Consider the following 24,515-nt stretch of genomic DNA (forward strand, 5'->3'; position numbering starts at 1 on the left):
ATCCCTACCGGTCGCCGGCCCAGTCCCACACGGTGCGCGCGCGACGTAGATCCAGGATGCCCGGTGCGCCGACGTCGGTCGACTGCGCCGCGATCTTCGCACGGAGTTCGGCCGGATCCCGGGGATTCACGGTGTGTCCCGCGGCTTCGAAGCGGCGATTGCGCCGGGACTGGGCGGCGACGGCATTGACGGGAGCGTCGTCGAAGGCACGGCCGCCAGGATGCACGACGTGGTAGGTGCAGCCGCCGCGCGACAGGCCCGTCGCCGGGTCGACCAGGTCGAAGACCAGCGGCGCGTCGACGGTGATCGAGGGGTGCAGCGAATTCGGCGGCTGCCAGGCGCGATACCGCACGCCCGCCACCTGCACGTCGGTCGTGTCGGTGGCCAGCAGCGGCACCGGCATCCCGTTGCAGGTCAGCACGTACCGGCCGCGATCGGCCCCGACCACCCGCACCTGCAAGCGCTCCACCGAGGAGTCGACGTAGCGGGCGGTGCCCTGCTCGGTGGCCTGTTCGCCGAGGGTCAGCCACGGTTCGATCGCGCCGCGCAGTTCCAGTTCCACCCCGTCGACGATCGCGGTGCCGATGCGGGGGAAACGGAACTCGGTGAACGGGTCGAGCCAGCCGGTGTCGAAGTCGATGCCGTGCGCGCGCAGATCGGCGGCGACCTCGGCGATATCGGCGGTCAGGAAATGCGGCAGCAGATAGCGGCCGTGCAGGTTCGCGCCGTGCCGGATAAGCGGCGCCCGGTAGGGCCGCTCCCAGAACATCGCCACCAGCCCGCGCACCAGCAGCGACTGCACCATCGCCATCTGGAAATGCGGCGGCATCTCGAAGCCGCGCAGTTCCAGCAGGCCGAGCCTGCCGCGCGCGGAATCCGGGCTGTAGAGCTTGTCGATGCAGAATTCGGCGCGGTGGGTGTTGCCGGTGAGATCGGTGAGCAGGTGCCGCAGGGCCCGGTCGATATGCCAGGGGGCGGACCGGATTTCGGCCCCCGGAGCGGCCTTCTCGGCGGTGAGGCGGGCGATTTCGGCGAAGGCGATCTCGAGTTCGTAGAGCGCGTCCTCACGACCCTCGTCCGCGCGCGGCGCCTGCGAGGTGGGACCGACGAACCGTCCCGCGAACAGGTACGACAGCGCCGGATGACGCTGCCAGTAGGTGAGCATCGAAACCAGCAGATCCGGTCTGCGCAGCAGCGGCGAACGCGCCGGAGTGGCACCGCCGAGCGTGATGTGGTTACCGCCGCCGGTCCCGCCGTGCGTGCCGTCGACCTCGAAGGATTCGGTGCTCAGCCGTGCGAGCCTGGCCTGCTCGTAGAGGGTGCTCAGCACCTCGGCCTGCTCGGCGAAGGAAGCCGTCGCCATGATGTTCACCTCGATCACCCCGGGATCGGGGGTGATCGAAAAGGTGTGCAGGCGAGCGTCACCCGGCGGGGCATAACCCTCCAGCACCACCGGCTGCTCGATCGCGACCGCCGCCTGTTCGATCTTCGCGAGCAGATCCAGGAAGTCGTCGAGTTCGGCGACCGGCGGCAGGAACACGTGCAGCCGCCCCGCGCGCACCTGCGCGACCAGCGCGGTGGTCGGCCGGAAATCCGCCTCTTCGACCTCGGCGGGCGGTTCCGTGCGCGACGGCCGCAGCGGCCCCTGGAACAGCGGGTCGGCCTCGGGCTGCACCGGCGGTTCGTGCCACGACACCGAATTCAGCGGAAGCCTGAGTCCCGCGGGCGAATCGCCCTCGGCCAGCACGATCCGGCCCGGACCACCGTCCTCCCGGCCCCGCCGCAACTGCCAGTCCGCGCTCGCCCAGCCGGTGCCGTCCTCGCGCCGGTGCAGTGGCAGGACGAACGCGCTCGGCTCGTCGACGGCCGCGTCGAGCCTCGCGAGCAGGTCGCGCCGGGTCTGCGGGGAATCCGTCTCCGGGGCGATGTCGTCCTCGGGAGGCTCCCCGTCTGGGGCGCTGACCTTGGCGGCCAGCCGGGCCAGGGGGTCTTCGTAGGCGGGCCGTACCTGGGTCGGTGGCAGACCGAGGGACTTCGCGACCCCGGCGATCAGCGAGCGCGCGGCATCGTTGTCCGCGGGCGGTTTCGGGGACTGTCGGTTGCCGGTGGTCCACGGTTGTCCGGTATCGAGCGAGTTCTCGACAACCGGCATCGCGGGAGCGTTCTGGGGCTGCGCGGAGGCAGGCTGCGTTGTCACCGGGCGCGAGGGATCGAAGGTGTCCCCTACGGTCCCCGATTGCACCGCCCCGGCCACGGTTGCCGCGTCCACTCGCTCGCCGAGTTCACCGCCTGTTTCGACGTGGTCGACCGGGGTGGATTCGCCGCGGAACACGTCGGTGCTACTCGACGGCGGACGGGTCGGGGCAGCGGGGGCCGCGTCGCCCGTCGTCGGGTCCGGGCTGGTGGTGCCGCCCATTTCGCCGCCGGCCGCGCTGTCCGCTTCGCCGGTAGCGACTCGGGCCGGGCCGAGCGGCGTCCACGGGTCGGCCAGTAGATCCTGTCCGGTCCAGATCGGCCGGCCGTCCGCGCGCCAGGCGATGGCGATCTCCCAGCGGGGCAGCGGTTCTCCCGGGTACCACTTGCCCTGGCGGTATTGGACGATGCCCGTGGGAGCGTAGATGGCGCGCAGGCGGTCGGCCAGGTCGACGGCGCGTTCGCGTTTGTGGGGGCCGTCGGCGTCGGTGGTCCACTGGGGGCTCATCTGGTCGTCGATGGAGACGAAGGTGGGTTCGCCGCCCATGGTCAGGCCCACGTCGGCGGCGGCCATGCGCGCGTCGACGGCGGCGCCGGAGGCGGTGATGCGGGCCCACTGGGAATCGGTGTAGGGCAGGGTGACTCGCGGGTCCTCGTGCACCCGGCGCACCACGTTGCTGAATTCCAGGGTGGCCTCGGTGATCCCGGTCGCCCCGGTGATGGGCGCCGCCGCACCGGGATGCGGCGTCGCGGCCAGCGGAATATGGCCTTCACCGGCGAACAATCCCGAGGTGGGGTCCATGCCGACCCACCCGGCGCCGGGCAGATACACCTCGGTCCAGGCATGCAGATCGGTGAAATCGGCGCCGGGCCCCGACGGCCCGTCCAGCGCGGGCGTATCCGAGGTGAGCTGCACCAGATACCCCGACACGAACCGCGCCGCCAGCCCCAGCTCCCGCAGGATCGCCACCAGCAGCCACGCCGAATCCCGGCACGACCCGAGCCCGCTGCGCAGCGTGTGCTCGGGCGTCTGCACCCCCGGTTCCATCCGCACGGTGTAGTCGACCGCATTCCGCAGCGCGTAATTCAGCTCGACCAGCCCGTCGATCGACCGCATCCGCCCCCGCGGCCGATGCACCCGCACCCACTCCCGCACCAGTTCCCCGGCGTCACCGACCGGCCGCAGATACGGCTCCAGATCCGCCGCCAGCGCCGCCGGATAGGCGAACGGGAAATACTCCGCGTAATCCTCGACGAAGAAATCGAACGGATTGACCACCTCGAGATCCGCGATCAACCCCACGGTGATCGACAATTCCCGCGTCGGCTCCGGAAACACCAGCCGCGCAACAAAATTCCCGAACGCGTCCTGCTGCCAATTCACGAAGTGCCCCGCCGGGGACACCTCCAGCGAATAAGCCTCGATCGGCGTCCGCGAATGCGGCGCGGGCCGCAACCGCACCTCGTGCGGATGCACCTCCACGAGCCGATCGAACGAGTACGCGGTCCGGTGCTCGAGCGACACCTTGATGCCCATACCCCAGTTGACCACACCGAACCACCCCACCGCCCCCGCACAACCCCGGCGTTTCCCGACCCGAACCCCACCGAAACCCCACGGTAACGCCCTGCGCGCGGCGCCGGGACACCGAACCGGGACGGCGGGTTTGCTGCACGTAGGCTGGGCTGGTGAGCTACGACCACATCATTCTTCCGTCCGGGGTCGCCGGGTCTATCGATGAGGTGGACGCCTATCTGGCGGAGCAGGAGGGGAAGCCGGAGTCGGGGGCGATCGCGGAGATCGCGGCGGAGTTGAACGAGCGCAACAGTGAGTTGCCGGTCGATGACGTGTTTCTGAGTGTGGAGACGGTGGGTGGGCCCAGTGGGGACACGCTGTATGTGCCGTCGCCGTACGACGCGATCGGGTTCGTGCGCAACCTGCTGTTCGATCTCGCGACGCCGCGTGGGTACGCCGTCTACGATCCGCAGCTGAGCTGGCTGATCGATCCCGCGGGGCACATCCCGATCGCGGTGACGCATGGCGGCGCGGGCGAATTCCCGTATCTCACCGAGGAATTGGCGCACCGGTGGGTGGCGGGGCTGGCCGATCCGAATCCGTATCTGATCGTCGAGCGCGGCGAACAGCGCTACATCCAGACCTACCGCGACCCGGCGGGCCCGTACACCCTCGAATACCGCGACGGCTCGGCCGACAAGCACTTCGGCACCACCCTGGAGGACCCGGCCCAGGTCGCGCGCATCATCTGGGCCTGGGCCAACGGCGAACCCGACGCGGGCGCGGAGGTCTCCTGGACCCGCGTCGAGTTCTGATCAGAGCGCGCGGCGGCCCGACAGGGCGCGGCCGAGGGTCAGCTCGTCGGCGAATTCGAGGTCGCCGCCCATCGGCAGGCCCGAGGCCAGCCGGGTGACCGACAGTCCGGGGAAATCACGCAGCATGCGTACCAGGTAGGTGGCCGTCGCCTCGCCCTCGGTGTTCGGGTCGGTCGCGATGATCACCTCGCTGACGTCGACGCCGTCGTCCTGATTGCCGATCCGGGTGAGCAGCTCGCGAATGCGCAGCTGGTCGGGCCCGACGCCGCTGAGCGGGTCGAGCGCGCCGCCGAGCACGTGGTAGCGCCCGCGGAACTCGCGGGTGCGCTCGATGGCCTGCACGTCCTTGGGTTCCTCGACCACGCAGATCATGGTGCGGTCGCGGCGCGGGTCGGCGCAGATCCGGCACAGTTCGCCGTCGGCGACGGTGCCGCACGACACACAGAACTGCACACCGTCGCGCACCTTCTGCAACGCCGCCTGCAGCCGGTCGATCTCCGGCGGCTCCACGCCGAGCAGATGGAACGCGATGCGCTGGGCGCTCTTGGGACCGACGCCGGGCAGTTTGCCCAGCTCGTCGATCAGATCCTGAACCGGCCCCTCATACATCAGAAGTCGGGCAGACCGGGCAGCGAACCGCCGCCGAGACCGGCCGAGAGCGGGCCGAGCCGCTCGGCCGCGAGCTTCTGCGCGTTGGCCATGGCGTCGTTGATCGCACCGATGACCAGGTCCTGCAGGCCGTCGACATCGTCGGGGTCGACCACCTTCGGGTCGATGGTCAGCGCGGTGACCTCACCGCTGACCTTGATGGTGGCCTGCACCAGCCCGCCACCGGCCTGCCCCTGCACCTCGGACTCGGCCAGCTCGGCCTGGGCCTGCATCACCGCCTGCTGCATCTGCTGGGCCTGGGCGAGCAATGCCTGCATATCGAACTGACCATCACCGGGTTGCACAGGAAGTCCTCTCTAGAAAGTCGTCGGCTCCAAGCCTAGTACGCACGGCTTCGCCGGCGATGGTCCCACATGCGCGACCGGGGGCGCGCATACCGACCGGACCGTAACCGACGCCTGTTCAGATAACAGATTCGTTGCTGGCATTCCGCATTCGATCCGGATCGCGGTGCGCGCCCTACGATCGATCGAGGTCGGGCCAGGTCCAGCAACCCCAGGGAGAACAGATGAATGCCACCCGTGCTCGACTGTCCACCGCGGCAGCCCTGTGCGCGTCGACCGCCTGCCTGCTCTTTCTCGCCGCCCCCACCGCGTCGGCGGAGGTCACCGACTACGGACGCGGTTGCGTCGTCGACACCGGCAACCCCGGGGTGACCCTGGATTCGCTGCGGTTTCGCTGCAGCGTCACCCAGCAGGACCAGATCTACCGCGACGCGGAGGCGGGCGCGGTCCCCAACGGGGTCACCAACGGCTGGGTGACCCGCCCGCAGCAGTTCACCGGCATCGCGCCCGCGCTGTGGATCGGCAAGGTCTTCCGCACCGGGCCCGACGGCGGCACACTGACCAACCGGGTCACCGGCGCGGGCATCGAGGCCTTCCCCGCCGACGTCTACCGGGCACCGTCGATCCTCGACGGCAAGACCACCTGGGCGCTGAACTACGCCCCCTCGCCCACCCCGCAGGTCTACGACGAGATCCGCGAGATCGCCCCCGGCGTCTGGTTCGGCTACTCGTGGTGGCGCGAGGGCGAGTGGCCCCTGCTGGCCGCCTTCGTGCTGGCCCCAGCCTGAGCCGTTGTTGACCCTCCCCCCGCTGGAGGGTGTTGGCTGGTTCCCATGACAGCCACTGTGGCGATCGGCGAATTCGCCCGCCTCACCCATCTCAGCGTGAAGACGCTGCGCTATTACCACGAGATCGAGCTGCTCGAACCCGTCGCGGTGGACGCGGGGACCGGCTATCGCAGGTACTCCACCGCGCAGGTCGAGGGCGCGCATCTGATCCGCAGGCTGCGCGATCTGGACATGCCGTTACCGGAGATCCGCGCGGTGCTGGCGGCCACCGACCCGGCCGAACGCGATGTCACACTGCGCGCGCACCTGAGCAGGATGGAAGCCGAGCTGCGGCGCACGCAGGACGTGATCTCCTCGCTGCGCGCGCTGCTCACCGAACCCGCGCCCCCGCTGCGGGTGGACTACCGGGTGGAACCGGCGTTCACCGCGCTCACCCGCACCGAACTCGTCGAGCACCAGGCGATCGGGCCGTGGTGCGACGAGTCGTTCGAGCAGCTCTACACCAGCCTGATCGCCCTCGGCGTCACCCCGGGTGGCGTCGCGGGCGCGACCTATTCGACGGAGTTCTTCACCGAGGACTTCGGCACGGTCACCGCCTACGTTCCGATCCCGCCGGGCACCGAACTGGTGGTGCCCGCGGGCATGGAGGTCACCGGGTTCCCGGCGGTGCGCTTCGCGATCACCGTGCACACCGGCGCCTTCGAGGACTTCGACCGCACCTACGGCGCACTCGGCAGCCACGTCGCCGAACACGCCATCGCCCTACCCGACGAACCGGTCCGCGAGCGCTATCTCGTCGGACCGGACCTCACCGAAAACCCGGCCGACTACCGCACCGAGGTGTGCTGGCCGATCACCGAAGGAGAAAATCGATGACCCTCGCCCTGGGCAATGTCACGTTCGACTGCCACAACGCCGCGGCCCTGGCCGACTTCTACGCCCAACTGCTCGGCGTGCCCGTCGACCCGGAAGCCTCGGAGTTCTTCGCCACCGTCGGCAAGACCGCGGAACTGTCGCCGATCCTGATGTTCATCCAGGTCGACGACAAGAATCCGGGCAAGAACGTCGTCCACCTGGACTACCACGCCGCCGAATGGCGCGACTACATCGAGCGCGCGATCAGCCTGGGCGGCAAGCACATCGGCGACTTCGACGAATACGGCCAGCAATGGGCCACCCTCGCCGACCCCGAAGGAAACCTCTTCGACATCGGTGCCGAATAGCGGCTGGCGCCGCGGGGTTGCGGGGTCTCAGGCCAGTTCGCGCGCGAGGTTGCCGAGAACTTCGGCCTGGATCTTCTTGAGGCCCAGCGGGGCGAAGATGCCCTCGAAGATGCCTGCGATGCCGCCCGCGCCCTGCCAGGTGGTGCGGACGGTGACGCGCGATCCAGTGCCCTCCGGGGTGACGGTCCAGGTGTTGACCATCGTGGAATTGGCGTCACGCTCGGTCAGGATCGAGTCCGACACGGTGACATTCGCGCGCACGTTGCGCGAACGCTTCTCGGTGGCCTGCAGGGTCCACTCGACCACGGTGCCCGCGCCCTTGCCGCCCTCGATCACCTTGTAGTCGCGGTAGTGCGACGAGAGGATGCGGGGGCGGACCGTTTCGTAGTCGCCGATCGCCTCGATGGTGCGCTGCGGATCCGCCGCGACCACGATCGAACTGCTGGCGCTGACCTGTCCCACTGTTGACTCCTTGTCGCCGGGTGCGATATCTCGACCGGGTTACATCCTGCCCTGTGCCCGTTCCGAACCCCCGGCCAGGGGACTTTTCGTGACGGCGCGCAACTATCCGGTGGCCGGGCGGGCGTGGGAGTACTAGCGTCGAGGGGTGGCAGTGAGTCTGTTGGGCAGAGCCGGCCACGCACCGGCCGCACGCGAGTCTGGATACCCTGCGCACCGAGAGGGCGTGGCACGACTGCTGGCAAGCTATCGCGCCATCCCTCCCGGTGCTGTCGTCCGCCTGGCCAAGAAGACGTCGAACCTGTTCCGCGCCAGAGCCGCGACCACCGCGCCCGGCCTGGATGTCTCCGGACTCGGACAGGTGATCGCCGTCGACCCGGAGGCCAGGACGGCCGACGTGGCGGGCATGACCACCTACGAGGACCTGGTCGCCGCCACCCTCCCCTACGGCTTGGCGCCGCTGGTGGTGCCGCAGCTCAAGACCATCACCCTCGGTGGCGCGGTGACCGGCCTCGGCATCGAGTCGACCTCCTTCCGCAACGGCCTCCCGCACGAATCCGTGCTGGAAATGGACGTGCTGACCGGTTCCGGCGAGATCGTCACCGCGACCGCCACCAACGAGCACGCCGAACTGTTCCACGGCTTCCCGAACTCCTACGGCACCCTCGGCTACACCGTCCGGCTGAAGATCGAACTCGAACCGGTGCAGCCGTTCGTCGCACTGCGGCACGTGCGCTTCCACGACCTGCGGGAACTGGAAGCCGAACTGGAACGCATCGTGGTGGAGCGCAGCTACCAGGGCGAACAGGTCGACTACCTCGACGGCGTGGTGTTCACCGCCGAGGAGAGCTACCTGACGCTGGGCAGGCGCACCGACGAGCCCGGCCCGGTCAGCGACTACACCGGCATGGACATCTTCTACCGCTCGCTCCAGCACGCCGACGGCGTGAAACGCGACCGGCTCACCATCCACGACTACCTGTGGCGCTGGGACACCGACTGGTTCTGGTGCTCGCGCGCCTTCGGCACCCAGAACCCGAAGATCCGCCGTTTCTGGCCCAAGAAGTACCGCCGCAGCAGTTTCTACTGGAAGCTGGTCGCACTGGACCGCAAGTACCACATCGGCGACCGGCTCGAGGCCCGCAAGGGCAACCCGCCCCAGGAACGCGTGGTGCAGGACATCGAGGTGCCGGTCGGGCGCACCGCCGAGTTCGTCGAATGGTTCCTGCGGGAAATACCGATCGAGCCGATCTGGTTGTGCCCGTTGCGGTTGCGTGACAGCGCGGTCGCCGGCGCGGAATCCGATCGTCCGTGGCCGCTGTACCCGCTCGAGCCGGACCGCACCTACGTCAACGTCGGGTTCTGGTCGGCCGTGCCGACGGTGCCCGGTCAGCCGGAAGGCACGGCCAACCGCGCCATCGAGAAGACCGTGTCCGCCCTGGACGGACACAAATCGCTGTACTCGGACGCCTATTACGACGAAGCCGAGTTCGCCGCGCTCTACGGTGGCGACACCTACGCGCAACTGAAGAACCGTTACGACCCGGACCAACGACTGCTGAATCTGTATTCGAAGGCGGTGCAACGCAAGTGACGACATTCAAGGACCGAACCGATCGGGCCGTCGGCCTCACCGAGCTGGGAACCCGGCTCACCATCGCCGAGGTCTTCGAGACCCTGATCGACGGTGACATCCCGATCCGGCTCAACGCCTACGACGGCAGTACCACCGGCCCCGCCGACGCGGAGTTCACCCTCGACATCAAGACCCCGCGCGGCATCAACTACCTGGCCACCGCCCCCGGCGACCTGGGTATGGCGCGTGCCTACATCTCCGGCGACATGGTCGCCGAGGGCGTGCATCCCGGTGACCCGTACGAGATCCTGAAGACGATGCAGGGCATGAAGTTCCACCGCCCATCGGCGTTGTCGTTGGTCACCATCGCGCGTTCGCTCGGCTGGGAACGGCTCAAGCCGATCGCCCCGCCGCCGCAGGAGACGCTGCCACGCTGGCGCCGGATCGCGCTGGAGGGCCTGCGCCACTCCAAGACCCGCGACGCCGAGGCCATCCACCACCACTACGACGTCTCCAACACCTTCTACGAGTACGTCCTCGGCCCGTCGATGACCTACACCTGCGCGATCTACGGCGACCCCGACTGGACCCTCGAACAGGCCCAGGAGAACAAGTACCGGCTGATCTTCGACAAGCTGCGCCTGAAGGAGGGCGACCGGCTGCTCGACATCGGCTGCGGCTGGGGCGGCATGGTCCGCTACGCCGCCCGGCGCGGGGTGAAGGTGATCGGGGCGACGCTGTCCGCCGAGCAGGCTGCCTGGGCGCAGGCCAAGATCGCCGAGGAAGGACTGTCCGACCTCGCCGAAGTCCGCTACAGCGATTATCGCGACATCCCCGAGGGCGATTTCGACGCCGTCTCCTCGATCGGGCTCACCGAGCACATCGGGGTGCACAACTACCCGTTCTACTTCGGCTTCATCAAGGACAAGCTGCGCCCCGGCGGACTGTTCCTCAACCACTGCATCACCCGGCCCGACAACACCCGCACCACCAAGGCCGGCGATTTCATCGACCGCTACGTCTTCCCCGACGGCGAGCTCATCGGCTCGGGCCGCATCATCGCCGAGGCCCAGAACGTGGGGCTCGAGGTGCTGCACGAGGAGAACCTGCGCGAGCACTACGCGCTCACCCTGCACGAATGGTGCAAGAACCTGGTCGAGAACTGGGACGCCTGCGTCGCCGAGGTCGGCGAGGGCACCGCGAAGGTGTGGGGCCTGTACATGGCGGGCTGTCGGCTCGGCTTCCAGCGCAATGTCGTGCAGCTGCACCACGTGCTCGGCGTGAAACTCGACGGTGAGGGCCACTGGGACGTACCCCTGCGTCCGTGGTGGACCCCGTAGCGGTCACAACAGTTCGTCGAGGAAGTGCCCCGGTAGCTCGGTGAGGATCGGGTGCTGGTTGCCGTCGTGCGATTGCGTGCGCAGCACGTGCAGCAGGCCGACCACACCCGGTCCGGCATCGAGCAGGGGCCTGGTCCAGCCCAGCTCGGCGCAGGTGTCGAGCACCGGCAGCACCAGGCCGGTGGCCTCGCCGATCCAGCCTGCCGCGGCCAGCGTCTCGGCCAGTAGCAGCGTGGCGTCGAGTTCGGCGCGGGGCCTGCCCTGGTCGAGCATCCGGGAGTAGAGGGCGCGGGCGTGCCGGGCGGCGCGGTCGTCGGCGCGCAGGCGCTGCTGGGCCAGCAGTTCCCGGATCTGGGCGATCTCCCCGGCTTCGGCGATAAGCACCGCGGCGCCCGACTTGCGGCGTGAGCCGTTGCCGGACGGGAGCGCGGTGACGCGGTCGACGTCCTCGCCGACCGGCAGACCCAGACGCGACCGTTCGGCGCGCACCTGCGCGTCGAGGCGGGCCAGGCCGTTGTCGGCGGCCAGCCGGGCACCCTCGTCGAGCCGGGCCGCGGCGGTGTACCGGTCGCCGAGCGCGGCCTTCACCCTGGCCCCGATGACGAAGGTCGCGACCAGGAAGTCCACCGGACCGACCCGGGTGACCAGCTCGTGGCTCTCGTCGAGCAGCCGGTCGGCCAGGTCCAGGTCACCGCGCCGGTAGGCCAGTTCGCCCAGCAGCGCGGCCGCCACCCGTGCCGCGTCCGAACGCGGACCGGCGCGGTCGCGCGCGGTGTCGTAGGCCCGTTGGAAACAGTCCGTGGCGGTGGCGATATCGAGCTGTTCGTAGGCCGCGTCGCCGCGGGCGCACAGGCCGAAGACGGGACCGAGCGGGTCCTTGGACACGGCGTGGTATTCCTCGGCCCAGTCCTGCATCTCGGTCACGCCCGCGAAGTCGAACTCGCACAGCCGCACGAACGAGATCAGGTTGGCGGCGGTGGAGACCACCCAGGCGGGCAGCTCGGCGGGGTTGTCCAGGCAGGCGGTGAGGCGGTCGGCGACCTCGGCGGTGTCGTCGTGGGCCACCCGGTCGGCGGCGTCGAGAACCGCTGCCGCGCACCGCTGCTGGGCCAGTTCCGGTTCGGAGGCCCCGCGGGCGAGCAGGTTGGACAGCCTGCCCAGCGCGGAGCGCGCCGTCCCGGTCTGCTGCAGGTTCATGTTCGCCCTGGCCACGGCCATCAACAGCTTGGACCGCGAAGTCACCTGCTGCACCGGAAGTTTCGAGACACTGCCGAGCAGGGTCGCCAGCCGGGAGCCGTCGATCAGGTCCATGCCGCCGCTTTCGAGCAGGTCGGCGGCGAGCTTGAGGTCGGTGGCCGCGAGCGCGTGATCGACCGACTTGCGCAGCAGCTGGTGCTCGGCGAACCAGCGAGCCGCCTTGCGGTGCAGCACCTTCGAGCGGCCGGGGTGCACGCGGTCGAGCCGGGCCCGCAGATGCTCGGCGAACAGCGGCTGCATCCGGAACCACTCCGGGTCGTGCTCGATGCGGCGCAGGAACAGTTCGCGCTGCTCGGCCTGTTCCAGCAGCGCGGCGCCGTCGGGCACGTCGGCCAGGACCGCGGCCAGCGGGCCGTTGATCCGCTCGACCACCGAGATGGCCATCAGGAATTCCAGCAGCTCCGGGTCCATGCTGTCGAGCACGTTCTCGGCCAGGTACTCGCGCATGCCGTGCCCGCCCTCGGCCAGCGAGCCGAGCAGCTGGGCCGGGTCGCCCTTGCCGCGCAGGCTCAGGCTCACCAGCTGGATCGCGGCGGGCCAGCCCTCGGTGGCCGCGTGGATCTGCTCGATCTGCTCGTCGGTGAGCGCGAAACCGTTGCGCTCCACCAGGATCTGGCGGGTCTCGGCCTCGGTGAGCCGCAGTTGCGCGGCGCCCAGCTCGACCAGTTCGTCGCGCACCCGCATCCGGCTGATCGGCAGCCCGGACTGATCGCGGCTGGTCACCACGAAACGCACGTGGTGACAGCCCTTGTCGAGCAGCGCGGCCATGGCGTGGTGAACGCCCGCGTCGCGCACCCGGTGCCAGTCGTCCACCACGACCACCACCGGGCGTTCGCTGGCGTGGATCTCGTCGATCAGGGTGGCGATCACGAAGGCGACGGCGTCGGCGGGCCGTTCCTCGAGCACCTGTTCGAGTCCGGCGCCGACATCGGGACGGACCCGGCGGATGGCCTGGATGAGATGGCCGAGGAACCAGATCTCGTTGTCGTCGTCGTGGTCGATGCCGAGCCAGGCGACCGGGATGTCGCGGGCGACGAGGTCGGCGCGCCACTGCGCGGCCACGGTGCTCTTGCCGAAGCCCGCCGGCGCGTGCACCAGGGCGAGGATGCGATCGCCGCCCGCGCGCAGCACATCGAGCAGCCGCTGGCGGGGGAAGGGCTCGCGGGCCGGGGTGGGCGGGCGGAACTTGGTGGCGGCGGTCGGCGGCAGGGTGGTGCTGGTGCGCATCGGGACCGAGGAGCCCACCGCCGGTCGCAAGGTCAGCGGCCAGCTGCGGCGCGCGGTGACGGCCCGCAGCGTTTCCGGAGTGTGCTCGGCCGGTTCCACGGTGTCGAGCAGGGCCATCTCGTCGGGCAGCTGGTCGTGGGCGCGCTGCACCTCGCGCAGGAGTTCGCCGAATTCCGCGGCGGAGGCGGGGCGGTCGGCCGGGTCGGGTGACATGGCGCGTTCGATGACGGCGGCCACATCGTCGGGGATGTCCTGGGCGCGCAGGTCCGGGACGTTCTGGGTGGTGATCCGCAGGAATTGGGCGACCACCTTCTCCCCCGCCTGCCGTTCGAAGGCGGCGTGGCCGGTGAGCAGGGCGAACAGGGTGGCACCGAGTCCGTAGATATCGGACTGCACGGTCGGTTCATTGCCCTTGAGTACCTCGGGCGCGGTGAACGCGGGCGAACCGGTGATCATGCTGCTCGAAGTCTGGAAGCCGCCCGGGATGCGGGCGATACCGAAATCGGTGAGCTGCGGTTCGCCGTAATCGCTGATCAGCACGTTCGCCGGTTTCACATCGCGGTGCAGGATGTGCGCGCGATGCGCCGACTCGATCGCCGCGGCCAGTTTCACCCCGGCGCGCAGGGTGTCCGACCACGTCAGCGGGCCGGTGTCGTGGATGAGCCGCTCCAGCGAGCCGCGCGCGAAATAGGGCATGACGATCAGCGGCAGCCCGGTCGGCGTGGCGTCGACCTGCAGGATGTCGACGATGTTCGGGTGGCCAGAGAGCCTGCCCATGGCCTGTTCCTCGCGCAGGAACCGCTCCCGGCTCTCCGCGTCGATCTCGGTGGACAGCACCTTCACCGCCACCACCCGGTCCAGCGCGGGCTGCCTGGCCCGGTACACCACGCCGAACCCACCACGCCCGATCTCCACCGCCCCCGTCAGTCCCATGGCGTCCAACTCGGCGATCACCGCGACATCCGGTTCCCCCGGCGCCTTCGCCCGCTGGGTGCTGCCACCCACCGGCGACGACTCCGACGGCCCCGGCTGCATTCGGGTCGGTTCCGGATCCATGTGACCACCCCTCGAATCGACGGCGGCACCGGCGTGTGTCTACATATCCAAGCTAGCGCGATCCGGCATCCATCGGGTGGAGATTCGATACAGGGTTGCTGCCCAACAACATCCGAACAGCCCCGCCTCGCGGTCGGCGAGACGGGGCTGTCGGGGCTGATCAGCGCCGTGTGGGCGCTGTCAGCGACTTACTTGCGCAGCGAGGCCGGGACCTCGAAGCGGGGGCCGAACTTCGCGGCCAGCTCGTCGGCGCGGGCCACGAAGGCCTCCTGGCCGCCGGGGTAGCCCACGATGAACTGGTGCACGCCGCCGGTCCAGGCCGGGAAGCCGATGCCGAAGATCGAGCCGATGTTCGCGTCCTGGGTGCTGGTGAGCACGCCTTCGTCGAAGCACTTCTGGGTCTCGATGGCCTCGGCGAACATCATCCGGTCCTTGAGGTCCTGGAAGGTGTAGCCCTCCGGGAGCTCACGGCTGGTGTTGTAGAGCGAACGCAGCTCTTCCCACAGGCCGGTGGCCTTGCCGTCGACGTAGTCGTAGAAGCCCGCGCCGCCGGCCTTGCCCTTGCGGTCGTACTTGCCGACCAGGGTGTCGAGGACCTCGGCGGTCTTCGCGGCGGCGGCGTTGAGCTCGCCACCGGAAGCGAGGATGGCCTCGGCGGTCTCCTTGTAGATCTTCTGCATGGTGGTGAAGTTCAGCTCGTCGCTGAGCTTCAGCGGCGCGGCCGGGTAGCCCGCCTGCAGACCGGCCTGCTCGACGGTGGCCGGGTCGACACCCTCGGCGACCAGCGCGATGGCCTCGTTGATGAAGGTGCCGATCACGCGCGAGGTGAAGAAGCCACGGCTGTCGTTGACGACGATCGGGGTCTTCTTGATGGCGAGGGTGTAGTCGTACACCCGGGCCAGCGCCTCGTCGGAGGTCTTCTCGCCCTTGATGATCTCCACCAGCGGCATCTTGTCCACGGGGGAGAAGAAGTGGATACCGATGAAGTCCTCGGAACGCTTCACACCGTCGGCCAGCAGGGTGATCGGCAGGGTGGAGGTGTTCGAGCCGAGCAGCGCGTCGGCGTCGACGATGTCCTCGATCTCCTGGAAGACCTTGTTCTTCAGGTCGGGGTTCTCGAAGACGGCCTCGATCACGAAGTCGACGCCCTTGAAGTCGGCGGCGTCCGCGGTCGGGGTGATGCGGGCCAGCAGCGCGTCGGACTTCTCCTGGGTGGTCTTGCCACGGGAGAGGGCCTTGGCCTCGATGGCCTCCGAGTACGCCTTGCCCTTCTGGGCGTTGGCGAGCTCGACGTCCTTGAGGACGACCTCGTAGCCGGCCTTGGCCGAGACGTAGGCGATGCCCGCGCCCATCATGCCGGCGCCGACGACACCGATCTTCTTGATCTCACGCTTGGGCACATCCTTGGGACGCGAGCCACCACCGTTGATGTGGTTGAGGTCGAAGAAGAACGCCTGGATCATATTCTTCGCGACCGGACCGGTCAGCAGGCTCGTGAAGTAACGGCCCTCGATGGTCAGCGCGTTGTCGATGTCGACCTGCGCGCCCTCGACCGCCGCGGCCATGATGGCGCGCGGGGCGGGCATGTTGGTGCCCTTGATCTGCTTGCGCAGGTTGGCCGGGAACGCGGGCAGGTTCGCCGCGAAGGCCGGGGTGGACGGGGTGCCACCGGGGATCTTGAAGCCCTTCTTGTCCCACGGCTGGGCAGCTTCGGGGTTGGCCGCGATCCACGCCTTGGCGGCGGGCAGCAGCTCCTCGACCGAGGAGACGACCTCGTTGATCAGGCCGATTTCCTTGGCCTTGGTGACGCGGTGGCGCTGACCCTGCAGCAGCACCTGCATCAGCGCGCCCTGCAGACCGAGCATGCGCACGGTGCGGGTCACGCCGCCGCCACCGGGCAGCAGGCCGAGGGAGACCTCGGGCAGGCCGATGGCCGAACCCTTGACGTCGGCCGCGACACGGTAGTGGGTCGCCAGCGCGATCTCGAGGCCACCGCCGAGGGCGGCACCGTTGATGGCGGCCACGACCGGCTTGCCGAGCTGCTCGAGGCGACGCAGCGGGGCCTTGACGCCCTCGAGCATCTTGACGACCTCGGCCGCGTCGTCCGGGCCGACCTTCAGCATGTTCTTCAGGTCGCCGCCGGCGAAGAAGGTCTTCTTGCCGGAGGTGATGACGACACCGGTGATGTCGTCCTTCTCCGCCTCCAGGCGGTCCACGGTCGCGGCCATCGAGGTGATGTACGCGTCGTTCATGGTGTTGGCGCCCTGGCTGGGGTCGTCGATGGTGAGGACGACCACGCCGTCGGCGTCCTTCTCCCAGCCGATGATGTTGTCAGTCATAGTTTTTCGTTCTCTCCTATGAGAAGTGTCGGCCGGGGATCAGACGCGCTCGATGATGGTGGCAACACCCATGCCGCCACCGATGCACAGGGTGACCAGGCCGTAGCGCGCGTTGCGGCGCTCCAGCTCGTCGACCACGGTGCCGGTGATCATGGCGCCGGTGGCGCCCAGCGGGTGGCCCATCGCGATGGCGCCGCCGTTGACGTTGAGCTTCTCGTCCGGGACGTTGAGGTCCTTCTGGAACTTCAGCACCACGGAGGCGAACGCCTCGTTGATCTCGACGAGGTCCATGTCCTCGATGGTCAGGCCGGCGCGGTCCAGCGCCTTCTTCGCGGCCGGGGTCGGGCCGGTCAGCATGATGGTCGAGTCGGCGCCGGAGGTGGCGGTCGAGACGATGCGCGCCTTCGGGGTCAGACCCGAGTTCTTGCCCGCTTCCTCGGAACCGATCAGCACCAGGGCGGCGCCGTCGACGATGCCCGAGCTGTTGCCACCGTGGTGGACGTGGTTGATCTTCTCGATGTAGGTGTACTTCTGCAGCGCGACGGCGTCGAAGCCACCCAGCTCGCCGATGCCGGCGAAGGAGGGGTTCAGCTTGCCCAGGTCGGCGGCGGTGGTGCCGGGACGCATGTGCTCGTCGTTGTCGAGCACGACCAGGCCGTTGATGTCCTTGACCGGGACGATCGACTTGGCGAAGTAGCCGCCGGTGGTGGCCTTGGCGGCCAGCTCCTGCGAACGCACGGCGTAGGCGTCGACGTCATCGCGGGAGAAGCCCTCGATGGTGGCGATCAGGTCGGCCGAGATGCCCTGCGGCACGAAGTAGCCGTCGTAGTTGGTGGCCGGGTCCAGCGCCCAGGCGCCGCCGTCGGAGCCCATCGGCACGCGCGACATGGACTCGACGCCACCGGCGATGACGAGGTCGTCGAAGCCGGAGCGAACCTTCTGCGCAGCCAGGTTCACAGCCTCGAGGCCGGAGGCACAGAAGCGGTTGAGCTGGAAGCCACCGACGGTGTCGGGCAGGCCCGCGGTGGTCACCGCGACGCGGGCGATGTCCATGCCCTGGTCACCGACCGGGGTGACGACGCCCAGGATCAGGTCCGAGATCTGGTCCTCGTCGAGGTTGGGGAAGCGGCCACGCAGCTCCTGGATCAGACCAACAGTCAGATCGATCGGCTTGACCGAGTGCAGCGAGCCGTTCTTCTTGCCGCGGCCGCGCGGAGTGCGGATGGCCTCGTAGATGTAGGCCTCTGTGGTCATATCGGAGTGTTTCCTTCCTTGGGGTGCGGTGGCCGCACGAACGCCACGACCAGCTGTCTCGACGCCGTACAAATCCCGGCAAGCACCAGCGGAGCATAGAACCATGCCCATCCGGTGTTCCCGGCCACCCGTTCATACTACCGTGGTGTGCGAACTCCGGTTAACTTAACGTGGTCTGACGGGTGGCTGTCAACCATCCAGACTCTTGGCTCCGAGCTCGTTGCGCAGCAACGCCAGGGCGACCTCGTCCGGGTCCTGCCGGTCGCCCGGGGCCACCGGCACCGCGGCGGCGGCCAGCATCTCCTGCTCCTCCTCCGGCGTGGGCGGGGCCAGCGCGGCATCGGCCCGCCCGGAATCGCCGCCCGAGCGGGGGGTCTGCGCGCCGTAGCCCTCGTCCGGACCCGGGTCGTCGGGCAGGTCGGGGAAGTCCGGCGGCGGGATGTCGTCATCGGCCGGACGCGCCGAACCACCCGCCGACTGCCCACCCTTGGCCTGACTCGGCCGCGAGAACCTGGGCCGCGCGGCGGGCTTGCCCTCCCCCGCCGCCCCGCGCGCAGCCTGAGCCTTGGCCTGCGGCGCCGGACGCGGCGCGGGCGCCCCGGTCTCCCAGCGCACACCCAGCTCACGCCCGAGCACGGCCCGCACCGCCGAGCGCACCGCCTCGATATTGCGCGGATCGGACAACCGCTGCGCCAACGGCGGACTCTGATGCGCGAACACGATCACGTCCCCGTCGACCCGAGACACCGCCGCCCCCGACAACAACGCCTGCAACGTAGGCCCGAACTCCCGCACCTTCGCCTTGATCTCCGGCCACGCCGCATCGACCACGGCAACCAGGTCCTCGGCGGGCGCGGTGACCTGCGGTTCCGGCGCCTGCGGCTCCGGGCGCGGACGTGAATCAGCCTGCGGCTGCGGAGCCGACCGGGGTTCTGGCCGCGGTTCGGGTCGAGACTGCGGCGCCGACTGGGATTCCGGCTGCGGTTCCGGCCGCGACTGCGGCGCCGACTGAGCCTCGGGCACCTGCTGCGAGTGCGGTTCAGGTAGCGGCTGAGGTTCGGGTCGCGGCTCCGTAGCCGACTGGGCCTCCGGCGCCTGCGGTTCCTGCCGCGGCTGAGTCTCCGGCTGCGCCGAATCCGCGGGCGCGGCGTCGGCACTGTTCAGGCTCGCCTCGGGAGTCGGCGTTCCGGCCGGAGCCGCGGGTCGGGTGGACTCGGCGGCGGACGGTGCGGACGCCGGGCTCGATGGCACGGAAGGGGCAGCATCCGGGGGCACCGGCCCCGCGGGCGCGGCATCCACCCGCATTTGGGGAGCCTGGGCGTCATCAGCTGGGGGCGGCGTGGAGTCGACAGCGCCGGACTGGTCGGCGGGAGGGGCGGCTTGCGGCTGCGGAGTAGGCGTCGACGGCGGAGCGGGCGTTGCGGGGCGGGCCGCGGCCGGTTCAGCGGTGGCACCGCCCTTTTCGGCCATGGCGGCGGCGAGAAGTTCGGCGCCGCGGGGGCGTTTCCCACTGAACGACTGCGCGGGTGGCGTTTCGATGGGAGCGCCCGCGGCGCCCGGTACGTCGTTCGCGGATGCGCGCGGCGGCGCGGAAGGGACAGCGCCGGTGGCGAATCCGCGTTCCAGGCGTTCGAGGCGCTGGAGGGTGGCGGACTCGGTGTCGGAGACCGAGGGCAGCAGCATGCGGGCGCAGATGACCTCGAGCAGGAGGCGGGGGGCGGTGGCGCCGCGCATCTCGCCGAGGCCCTCGTGGAGGAGTTCGGCGTAGCGGGTGAGGGTGGCGGGGCCGAGGCGTTCGGCCTGCTCACGCATGCGTTCGAGGACGTCGCCGGGGCCGGAGACCAGGCCGCGGTCGGCGGCGTCGGGGACCGCGCGCAGCAGGATCAGGTCGCGCAGGCGTTCGAGCAGGTCGACGGCGAAGCGGCGGGGATCGTGGCCTGCTTCCATGACGCTGTCGATGGTGCCGAACAGGGCGGCGCCGTCGTCGGCGGCCAGCGCGTCGATGGCGTTGTCGATCAGCGCGACATCGGTGACGCCCAGCAGCGCCACCGCGCGCGGATAGGTGACACCGTCGGGCCCGGCCCCGGCCAGCAGCTGGTCGAGCACGCTCAGACTGTCGCGCGGGGAACCCCCTCCGGCCCGGATGACCAGCGGATACACCGCCTCCTCGACCGGAACGCTCTCCTGCTCGCAGATCTTGCCGAGCAGTCCGCGCATGGTGGCCGGGGGCAGCAGCCGGAACGGGTAGTGGTGGGTGCGCGAGCGGATGGTGGGCAGCACCTTGTCCGGCTCGGTGGTGGCGAAGATGAAGATCAGGTGGGCGGGTGGCTCCTCGACGATCTTGAGCAGCGCGTTGAACCCGGCCGTGGTGACCATGTGCGCCTCGTCGACGATGAACACGCGATAGCGCGACTCGGCGGGCGCGTAGAAGGCACGATCGCGCAGCTCACGGGTGTCGTCGACACCACCGTGGCTGGCCGCGTCGAGCTCGATGACGTCGAGATTGCCCGCGCCGCCCGGCCCGAGCGCCACACACGAGGAGCACACGCCACACGGTGTCGAGGTCGGCCCCTCCACACAGTTGAGCGAGCGCGCGAGAATGCGCGCCGACGACGTCTTACCGCAGCCACGCGGCCCGGAGAACAGATACGCGTGACTGATCCGTCCGGTGTCCAGCGCCGTACTCAGCGGGTCGGTGACATGCTCCTGACCCACTACCTCAGCGAACGTCGCCGGTCGATACTTCCGGTACAGAGCCACGGCCAAAGGCTACCGACTGGGTCCGACACGAGGGCGGGCGGCCGAGACCTGTTCCCCTCACCCGAGCCGCTGCCAGAAAACGTGACATGAATCACATATGCACTCCGCGTCAGGAGATGTCCGAGAAAACCTGGCCGCCGAGGCGCAACGGCTGAGCAATCGCGTGTCGACGGCGAGCAGGACACCATACGAAACAGCAATCAAACCTGGTTATCACGCACAGGCAGACCCGTTCCCCGATTACGACCCACATTCCGGAGGTAACGAAACAGTCAATCGTCGTGACAGCGGCGCAAGTGGCTGGCTACCGTTGTCCTCGGCAACTTCGGTGGCCAAACCTTCATCAGGTTGGTGACCCCGGCCGGTCCCTCATCCCGACCGGGGCACAACCTTCACGCACCGTATCGCTCCCCCACCGCCGACCGGAGGAACGTTTCACCGTGCTGTCGTGTGATGACATCGCAGCCGCCTGGCTCGCCCACACCGACTTCGCAGGCGATCACGCCGCGGTCGGCCTGCTGAGCCGGGCGATCAGCCCCCAGGACTACGACATCAAACGCGATTCGCTGCCCGTCGCCGCCGCGGCGGACCCGGCGACCGCGGCCGCCATCCTGCAACTGCTCGAACGCGGGCAGGTGCCGACGATGGCCGCCATCCGTACCCTCACCGCGCAGAACGAGATGCGCCGCGAGGCCGAGCGGATCGAACGGCTGGGCCGGCGCGCCCAACGCAGCATCGACGAGTTCGGCCGCATCCTGGCCCGCCTCACCGCGGCGCACTGGGCCGAGCACGGCATCGGCCCCACCAGGCGCGATGTGCTGGCCGACCCCGCGATCGCCGACCTGATCACCGAACGGGTCGGCGAGATCGCGCCCTCGGCGGTCAAGCATCTGTGGCTCATCGAGCGCGCGCAACGGGCGGGCTGGATCGCCTCGAACGCGAGTCCGGGTTCGCTGTGCCCGGCCCGGCGCTGGCACACCACCAAATACGGCAACCGGGTCTCGCAGAAGCCGGTCAACACCATCGGGAAACTGGTCGCCGGATTCGTCGTGGAGCACACCGCCTCCAAGGGCAGGCCGCCGAGCTGGGCGGTGCTCTCGCGCGACGCGCGCGACGATCGCGGCCGCCGCGTGTTCTTCGACGTGGCCGACGCGCATGCCCAGCGCCGCTGGCTCACCACCGCCGAATGGCTGGCCGACAGCGATGACCTGCCGCTTCCCGGCCGCCGGGGCGCCAAGGCGCTGGCGAAGGAAAACCGCGCCTAGACCCCCTCCGCTCCCCGGTGTACCGGTGAGTATTCGGTAATTTCCTCGCAACGCATTCACGCGTGAAAGGAGTTACCGTGCCCGCAACGATCGATCCCGCGGCCACCGCCTGGCTACTCGCGGCCACCGCCATGGTGCTGTTGATGACGCCGGCGCTGGCCATCTTCTACGGCGGGATGGTGCGCTCCACCGGCGTGCTGAACATGCTGATGATGAGCTTCATCGCGATCCCGCTGGTCACCGTGGTGTGGATCATCGCGGGTTACAGCCTGGCCTTCGGTGACGACGCGGGCGGCGGCCTGATCGGCGACCTCGGCCACGCGGGCCTGGCCGGGATCAACCCGGATTCGGTACGCGGCACCATTCCCGAGCTGCTGTTCGTCACCTTCCAGCTCACCTTCGCGATCCTCACCGCCGCGCTGGTCTCCGGCGCCATCGCCGACCGCGCCAAGTTCGCGGGCTGGATGGCCTTCGTGCCGCTGTGGACGCTGGCCGTCTACGCGCCGATCGCGCACTGGGTGTGGGGTCCCGACGGCTGGCTGCTGAACTTCGGCGCGCTGGACTACGCGGGCGGCCTGGTGGTCGAGATCGCCTCCGGCGCCTCGGCGCTGGCGCTGGCCCTGGTGCTCGGCCCGCGTATCGGCTTCAATATCGACGCGATGCGCCCGCACAACCTGCCGTTCGTGCTGCTCGGCGCCGGTCTGCTGTGGTTCGGCTGGTTCGGGTTCAACGCCGGTTCGGCACTCGGCGCCACCGGCACCGCGGCGGCGGTCTTCCTCAACACCCTGATCGCGGGCAGCCTCGGCATGCTCGGCTGGTTGATCGTCGAGCAGATCCGCGACGGCAGGCCGACGACCTTCGGCGCGGCCTCGGGTGTGGTGGCCGGTCTGGTCGCGATCACCCCGTCCTGCGGCGTGACGAACACCTTCGGCGCGGTGATCGTCGGCCTGGCGGCCGGTGTGGTGTGTTCCTTCGCGGTCGGCTGGAAACATCGTGCGGGCTATGACGATTCGCTCGATGTGGTCGGCGTGCACTTCGTCGGCGGCATCGTGGGCACGGTGCTGATCGGCCTGCTCGCCACCCAGGTGATGACCGGTGGCGTGAACGGGCTGTTCTACGGCGGCGGATTCGCCCAGCTGGGCAAGCAGATCCTCGCGGTGCTGGTGGTCGCGGCGTATGCCTTCGTGGTGTCGTTCGCGCTGGGCAAGGGCATCGACAAGGTCATCGGTTTCCGGGTGAGCAAGGAGGACGAGACCTCCGGTATCGACTTCGCCCTGCACGCCGAGACCGCGTATGCCGAAGGCGTGCACGGCACTTCACCGCGTCGCTTCGGCGAGGGACACTACGGCCAGGGCCGCCCGCACTGAGCCTCAGCTGACCTCGTCGGCCGGGGCCAGCCAGGTGTTGCACTCGAAATTGCGGTTCTTGGTGTAGCCGTGGTTGTACCAGTTGCCGTTGTGTTCGGGGGTGCCGTGATCGCGGTGGCGGCCGTTGCCGTCACCGCGCTGGTAGTGGTTCTTGATCGCCGAGGAACCCTCCTGCGGCGTGTAGGAACCACCGGCCTCGGCCGAGCCGATGAACATCCCGCCGAAACAGCTGGCCTGCAACTCCATCCGGCGCGAGGCCTCCAGCCCACCGGCGGACATGGTGCCCTGCTCGCGACGCTGGTTCGACGCCGCCTGCAACAGGCCGGTCAGGCCCTGGATGTGGTGGCCGTACTCGTGCGCGTAGATCGACAGCGCCTCCATCGGCGGGAACGGCGTGCGGTAGTTGAGCAGCTCGCTGGTCGACATGTAGATCGTGGCCGAAGCACTGCAGTAGAACGCGTCGCTCGAGGCGCTGCCGCACGGTGAGGACAGCTGCGACTTGTCCTCGGCGACAACCAGTCCGGGGCTGCTGAACGGCAGGTTCGCGGCGGCCAGGTTGGGCCGCCACATGTCGTCGAGGCAGGTCGCGGCCGCGGCGAAGAAGGCGCGCGCGGTCGCGGCGTCGGTGGCCCAGCGGGGCAGATCGCAGTCCAGGTTGGTCAGGCCCCAGTCGTCGTCGCGGAACAGTGGGTGCTGACCGAGCGCGATCACCGGTTGCGGGCCTGCGGGTTTGGTGGTGGTCGGCGCGGTGGTGCGCACGCTCGTCGTGGTCCGGGTGGTGGTGACCGGATTCGTCGTCGGCGCGGGCGAATACGAGGGGGTGTAGGTGAAACTCGGTGGGGTCGTCCGCGCGACATTGTCGGTGGACTGCTCCGACACCCCGACCGCCACCAGCAGCGCCCCGACGACACCGATCACGACCAGGATCGACAGCACCGCACCGAGCACGCCCGACCCACCACGACGCGGCGGCGGCCGATAACCCTGCGGCGCATAGCCGTACGGCGGCGGCAACGGGCGGCCGTACGGCGCGACCGGACGGCCATAGGGCGGCGGAGCCGGACGGCCGTACGGCGGCATCGGCCTGCCATAGTGCCCGGGGTGACCCGGCGGCGGACGGTAGCCGT

17 protein-coding genes are annotated in these 24,515 nt (G+C 69.4%); 8 read left to right on the forward strand and 9 right to left on the reverse strand.

What is annotated here, in order from left to right; all coding sequences use genetic code 11:
• Positions 1–4: 4 nt before the first annotated feature.
• Positions 5–3,730, reverse strand: coding sequence for a transglutaminase family protein (locus ACWEMY_RS20060; protein ID WP_452391248.1), 3,726 nt, complete (start codon positions 3,728–3,730; stop codon positions 5–7).
• A gap of 152 nt (positions 3,731–3,882) precedes the next feature.
• Here ACWEMY_RS20060 and ACWEMY_RS20065 point away from each other — a divergent pair, with 152 nt between their 5' ends.
• A complete protein-coding gene (locus ACWEMY_RS20065) occupies positions 3,883–4,524 on the forward strand; it encodes a hypothetical protein (protein ID WP_452391233.1) in 642 nt (213 codons plus the stop codon).
• On the opposite strand, the gene recR is transcribed toward ACWEMY_RS20065, so the two are convergent.
• Both recR and ACWEMY_RS20075 read right to left on the reverse strand, forming a co-directional pair.
• A complete protein-coding gene (gene recR, locus ACWEMY_RS20070; protein ID WP_071925851.1) occupies positions 4,525–5,133 on the reverse strand; it encodes a recombination mediator RecR in 609 nt (202 codons plus the stop codon).
• Positions 5,133–5,477 (reverse strand): YbaB/EbfC family nucleoid-associated protein, encoded by a 345-nt coding sequence (locus ACWEMY_RS20075; RefSeq protein WP_452391234.1) that lies wholly within the window; start codon positions 5,475–5,477, stop codon positions 5,133–5,135. Before ACWEMY_RS20075 ends, recR begins: the two co-directional genes overlap by 1 nt.
• Positions 5,478–5,701: 224 nt before the next feature.
• On the opposite strand from ACWEMY_RS20075, the gene ACWEMY_RS20080 reads away from it, so the two are divergent.
• Genes ACWEMY_RS20080 through ACWEMY_RS20090 form a run of 3 tightly spaced genes read left to right on the forward strand, consistent with a single transcriptional unit; the run spans position 5,702 to position 7,488 of the window.
• Complete coding sequence (locus tag ACWEMY_RS20080; protein ID WP_375932775.1) at positions 5,702–6,265, forward strand: hypothetical protein; 564 nt, start codon at positions 5,702–5,704, stop codon at positions 6,263–6,265.
• 45 nt (positions 6,266–6,310) lie between these two features.
• The gene (locus tag ACWEMY_RS20085) at positions 6,311–7,141 is read left to right on the forward strand and encodes a MerR family transcriptional regulator (protein WP_452391235.1); all 831 of its coding nucleotides are present in this window, start codon (positions 6,311–6,313) and stop codon (positions 7,139–7,141) included.
• A complete protein-coding gene (locus ACWEMY_RS20090; RefSeq protein WP_452391236.1) occupies positions 7,138–7,488 on the forward strand; it encodes a VOC family protein in 351 nt (116 codons plus the stop codon). The genes ACWEMY_RS20085 and ACWEMY_RS20090 overlap by 4 nt, the downstream gene beginning before the upstream one ends.
• Positions 7,489–7,515: 27 nt before the next feature.
• Here ACWEMY_RS20090 and ACWEMY_RS20095 read toward each other — a convergent pair whose 3' ends face one another.
• Positions 7,516–7,950 (reverse strand): SRPBCC family protein, encoded by a 435-nt coding sequence (locus ACWEMY_RS20095; RefSeq protein WP_452391237.1) that lies wholly within the window; start codon positions 7,948–7,950, stop codon positions 7,516–7,518.
• Positions 7,951–8,101: 151 nt separating this feature from the next.
• Here ACWEMY_RS20095 and ACWEMY_RS20100 point away from each other — a divergent pair, with 151 nt between their 5' ends.
• Entirely contained in the window at positions 8,102–9,541 is a 1,440-nt protein-coding gene (locus ACWEMY_RS20100) for an FAD-binding oxidoreductase (RefSeq protein WP_452391249.1), read from the forward strand.
• Positions 9,538–10,863 carry a class I SAM-dependent methyltransferase gene (locus tag ACWEMY_RS20105; protein ID WP_452391238.1) on the forward strand — a complete coding sequence of 442 codons (1,326 nt, stop codon included), beginning with the start codon at positions 9,538–9,540 and terminating at the stop codon, positions 10,861–10,863. The genes ACWEMY_RS20100 and ACWEMY_RS20105 overlap by 4 nt, the downstream gene beginning before the upstream one ends.
• A gap of 3 nt (positions 10,864–10,866) precedes the next feature.
• Here the strand turns inward: ACWEMY_RS20105 and ACWEMY_RS20110 are convergent, their stop codons facing one another.
• The 4 genes from ACWEMY_RS20110 to ACWEMY_RS20125 all read right to left on the reverse strand — a co-directional run bounded on the left by ACWEMY_RS20110 (position 10,867) and on the right by ACWEMY_RS20125 (position 20,711).
• Positions 10,867–14,403: a protein kinase domain-containing protein gene (locus tag ACWEMY_RS20110; RefSeq protein ID WP_452391239.1), complete on the reverse strand. Its 3,537-nt coding sequence runs from the start codon at positions 14,401–14,403 to the stop codon at positions 10,867–10,869.
• 188 nt (positions 14,404–14,591) lie between these two features.
• The gene (locus ACWEMY_RS20115; RefSeq protein ID WP_452391240.1) at positions 14,592–16,742 is read right to left on the reverse strand and encodes a 3-hydroxyacyl-CoA dehydrogenase NAD-binding domain-containing protein; all 2,151 of its coding nucleotides are present in this window, start codon (positions 16,740–16,742) and stop codon (positions 14,592–14,594) included.
• A gap of 39 nt (positions 16,743–16,781) precedes the next feature.
• A complete protein-coding gene (locus ACWEMY_RS20120; RefSeq protein WP_375932748.1) occupies positions 16,782–17,996 on the reverse strand; it encodes an acetyl-CoA C-acetyltransferase in 1,215 nt (404 codons plus the stop codon).
• 189 nt (positions 17,997–18,185) lie between these two features.
• Positions 18,186–20,711, reverse strand: a complete 2,526-nt coding sequence (locus ACWEMY_RS20125) for a DNA polymerase III subunit gamma and tau (protein WP_452391241.1) — start codon at positions 20,709–20,711, stop codon at positions 18,186–18,188.
• Between the two features lie 485 nt (positions 20,712–21,196).
• Between ACWEMY_RS20125 and ACWEMY_RS20130 the strand changes: the two genes are divergently transcribed.
• Both ACWEMY_RS20130 and ACWEMY_RS20135 read left to right on the forward strand, forming a co-directional pair.
• A complete protein-coding gene (locus ACWEMY_RS20130) occupies positions 21,197–22,021 on the forward strand; it encodes a hypothetical protein (RefSeq protein ID WP_452391242.1) in 825 nt (274 codons plus the stop codon).
• Between the two features lie 77 nt (positions 22,022–22,098).
• Positions 22,099–23,388, forward strand: a complete 1,290-nt coding sequence (locus ACWEMY_RS20135) for an ammonium transporter (RefSeq protein ID WP_452391243.1) — start codon at positions 22,099–22,101, stop codon at positions 23,386–23,388.
• Between the two features lie 3 nt (positions 23,389–23,391).
• Here the strand turns inward: ACWEMY_RS20135 and ACWEMY_RS20140 are convergent, their stop codons facing one another.
• Positions 23,392–24,468 carry a neutral zinc metallopeptidase gene (locus ACWEMY_RS20140; RefSeq protein WP_452391244.1) on the reverse strand — a complete coding sequence of 359 codons (1,077 nt, stop codon included), beginning with the start codon at positions 24,466–24,468 and terminating at the stop codon, positions 23,392–23,394.
• Between the last annotated feature and the right edge of the window lie 47 nt (positions 24,469–24,515).

The sequence above is a fragment of the Nocardia sp. NPDC004415 genome (genome assembly GCF_053602435.1).

Bases quoted from the DNA above. Each gene is read 5' to 3' on its own strand.
- ACWEMY_RS20060 (WP_452391248.1), bottom strand. From the start codon at position 3,730: ATGGGCATCAAGGTGTCGCTCGAGCACCGGACCGCGTACTCGTTCGAT.
- recR (WP_071925851.1), bottom strand. From the start codon at position 5,133: ATGTATGAGGGGCCGGTTCAGGATCTGATCGACGAGCTGGGCAAACTG.
- ACWEMY_RS20080 (WP_375932775.1), top strand. From the start codon at position 5,702: ATGAATGCCACCCGTGCTCGACTGTCCACCGCGGCAGCCCTGTGCGCG.
- ACWEMY_RS20085 (WP_452391235.1), top strand. From the start codon at position 6,311: ATGACAGCCACTGTGGCGATCGGCGAATTCGCCCGCCTCACCCATCTC.
- ACWEMY_RS20090 (WP_452391236.1), top strand. From the start codon at position 7,138: ATGACCCTCGCCCTGGGCAATGTCACGTTCGACTGCCACAACGCCGCG.
- ACWEMY_RS20110 (WP_452391239.1), bottom strand. From the start codon at position 14,403: ATGGATCCGGAACCGACCCGAATGCAGCCGGGGCCGTCGGAGTCGTCG.
- ACWEMY_RS20115 (WP_452391240.1), bottom strand. From the start codon at position 16,742: ATGACTGACAACATCATCGGCTGGGAGAAGGACGCCGACGGCGTGGTC.
- ACWEMY_RS20120 (WP_375932748.1), bottom strand. From the start codon at position 17,996: ATGACCACAGAGGCCTACATCTACGAGGCCATCCGCACTCCGCGCGGC.
- ACWEMY_RS20140 (WP_452391244.1), bottom strand. From the start codon at position 24,468: ATGCCGCCGTACGGCCGTCCGGCTCCGCCGCCCTATGGCCGTCCGGTC.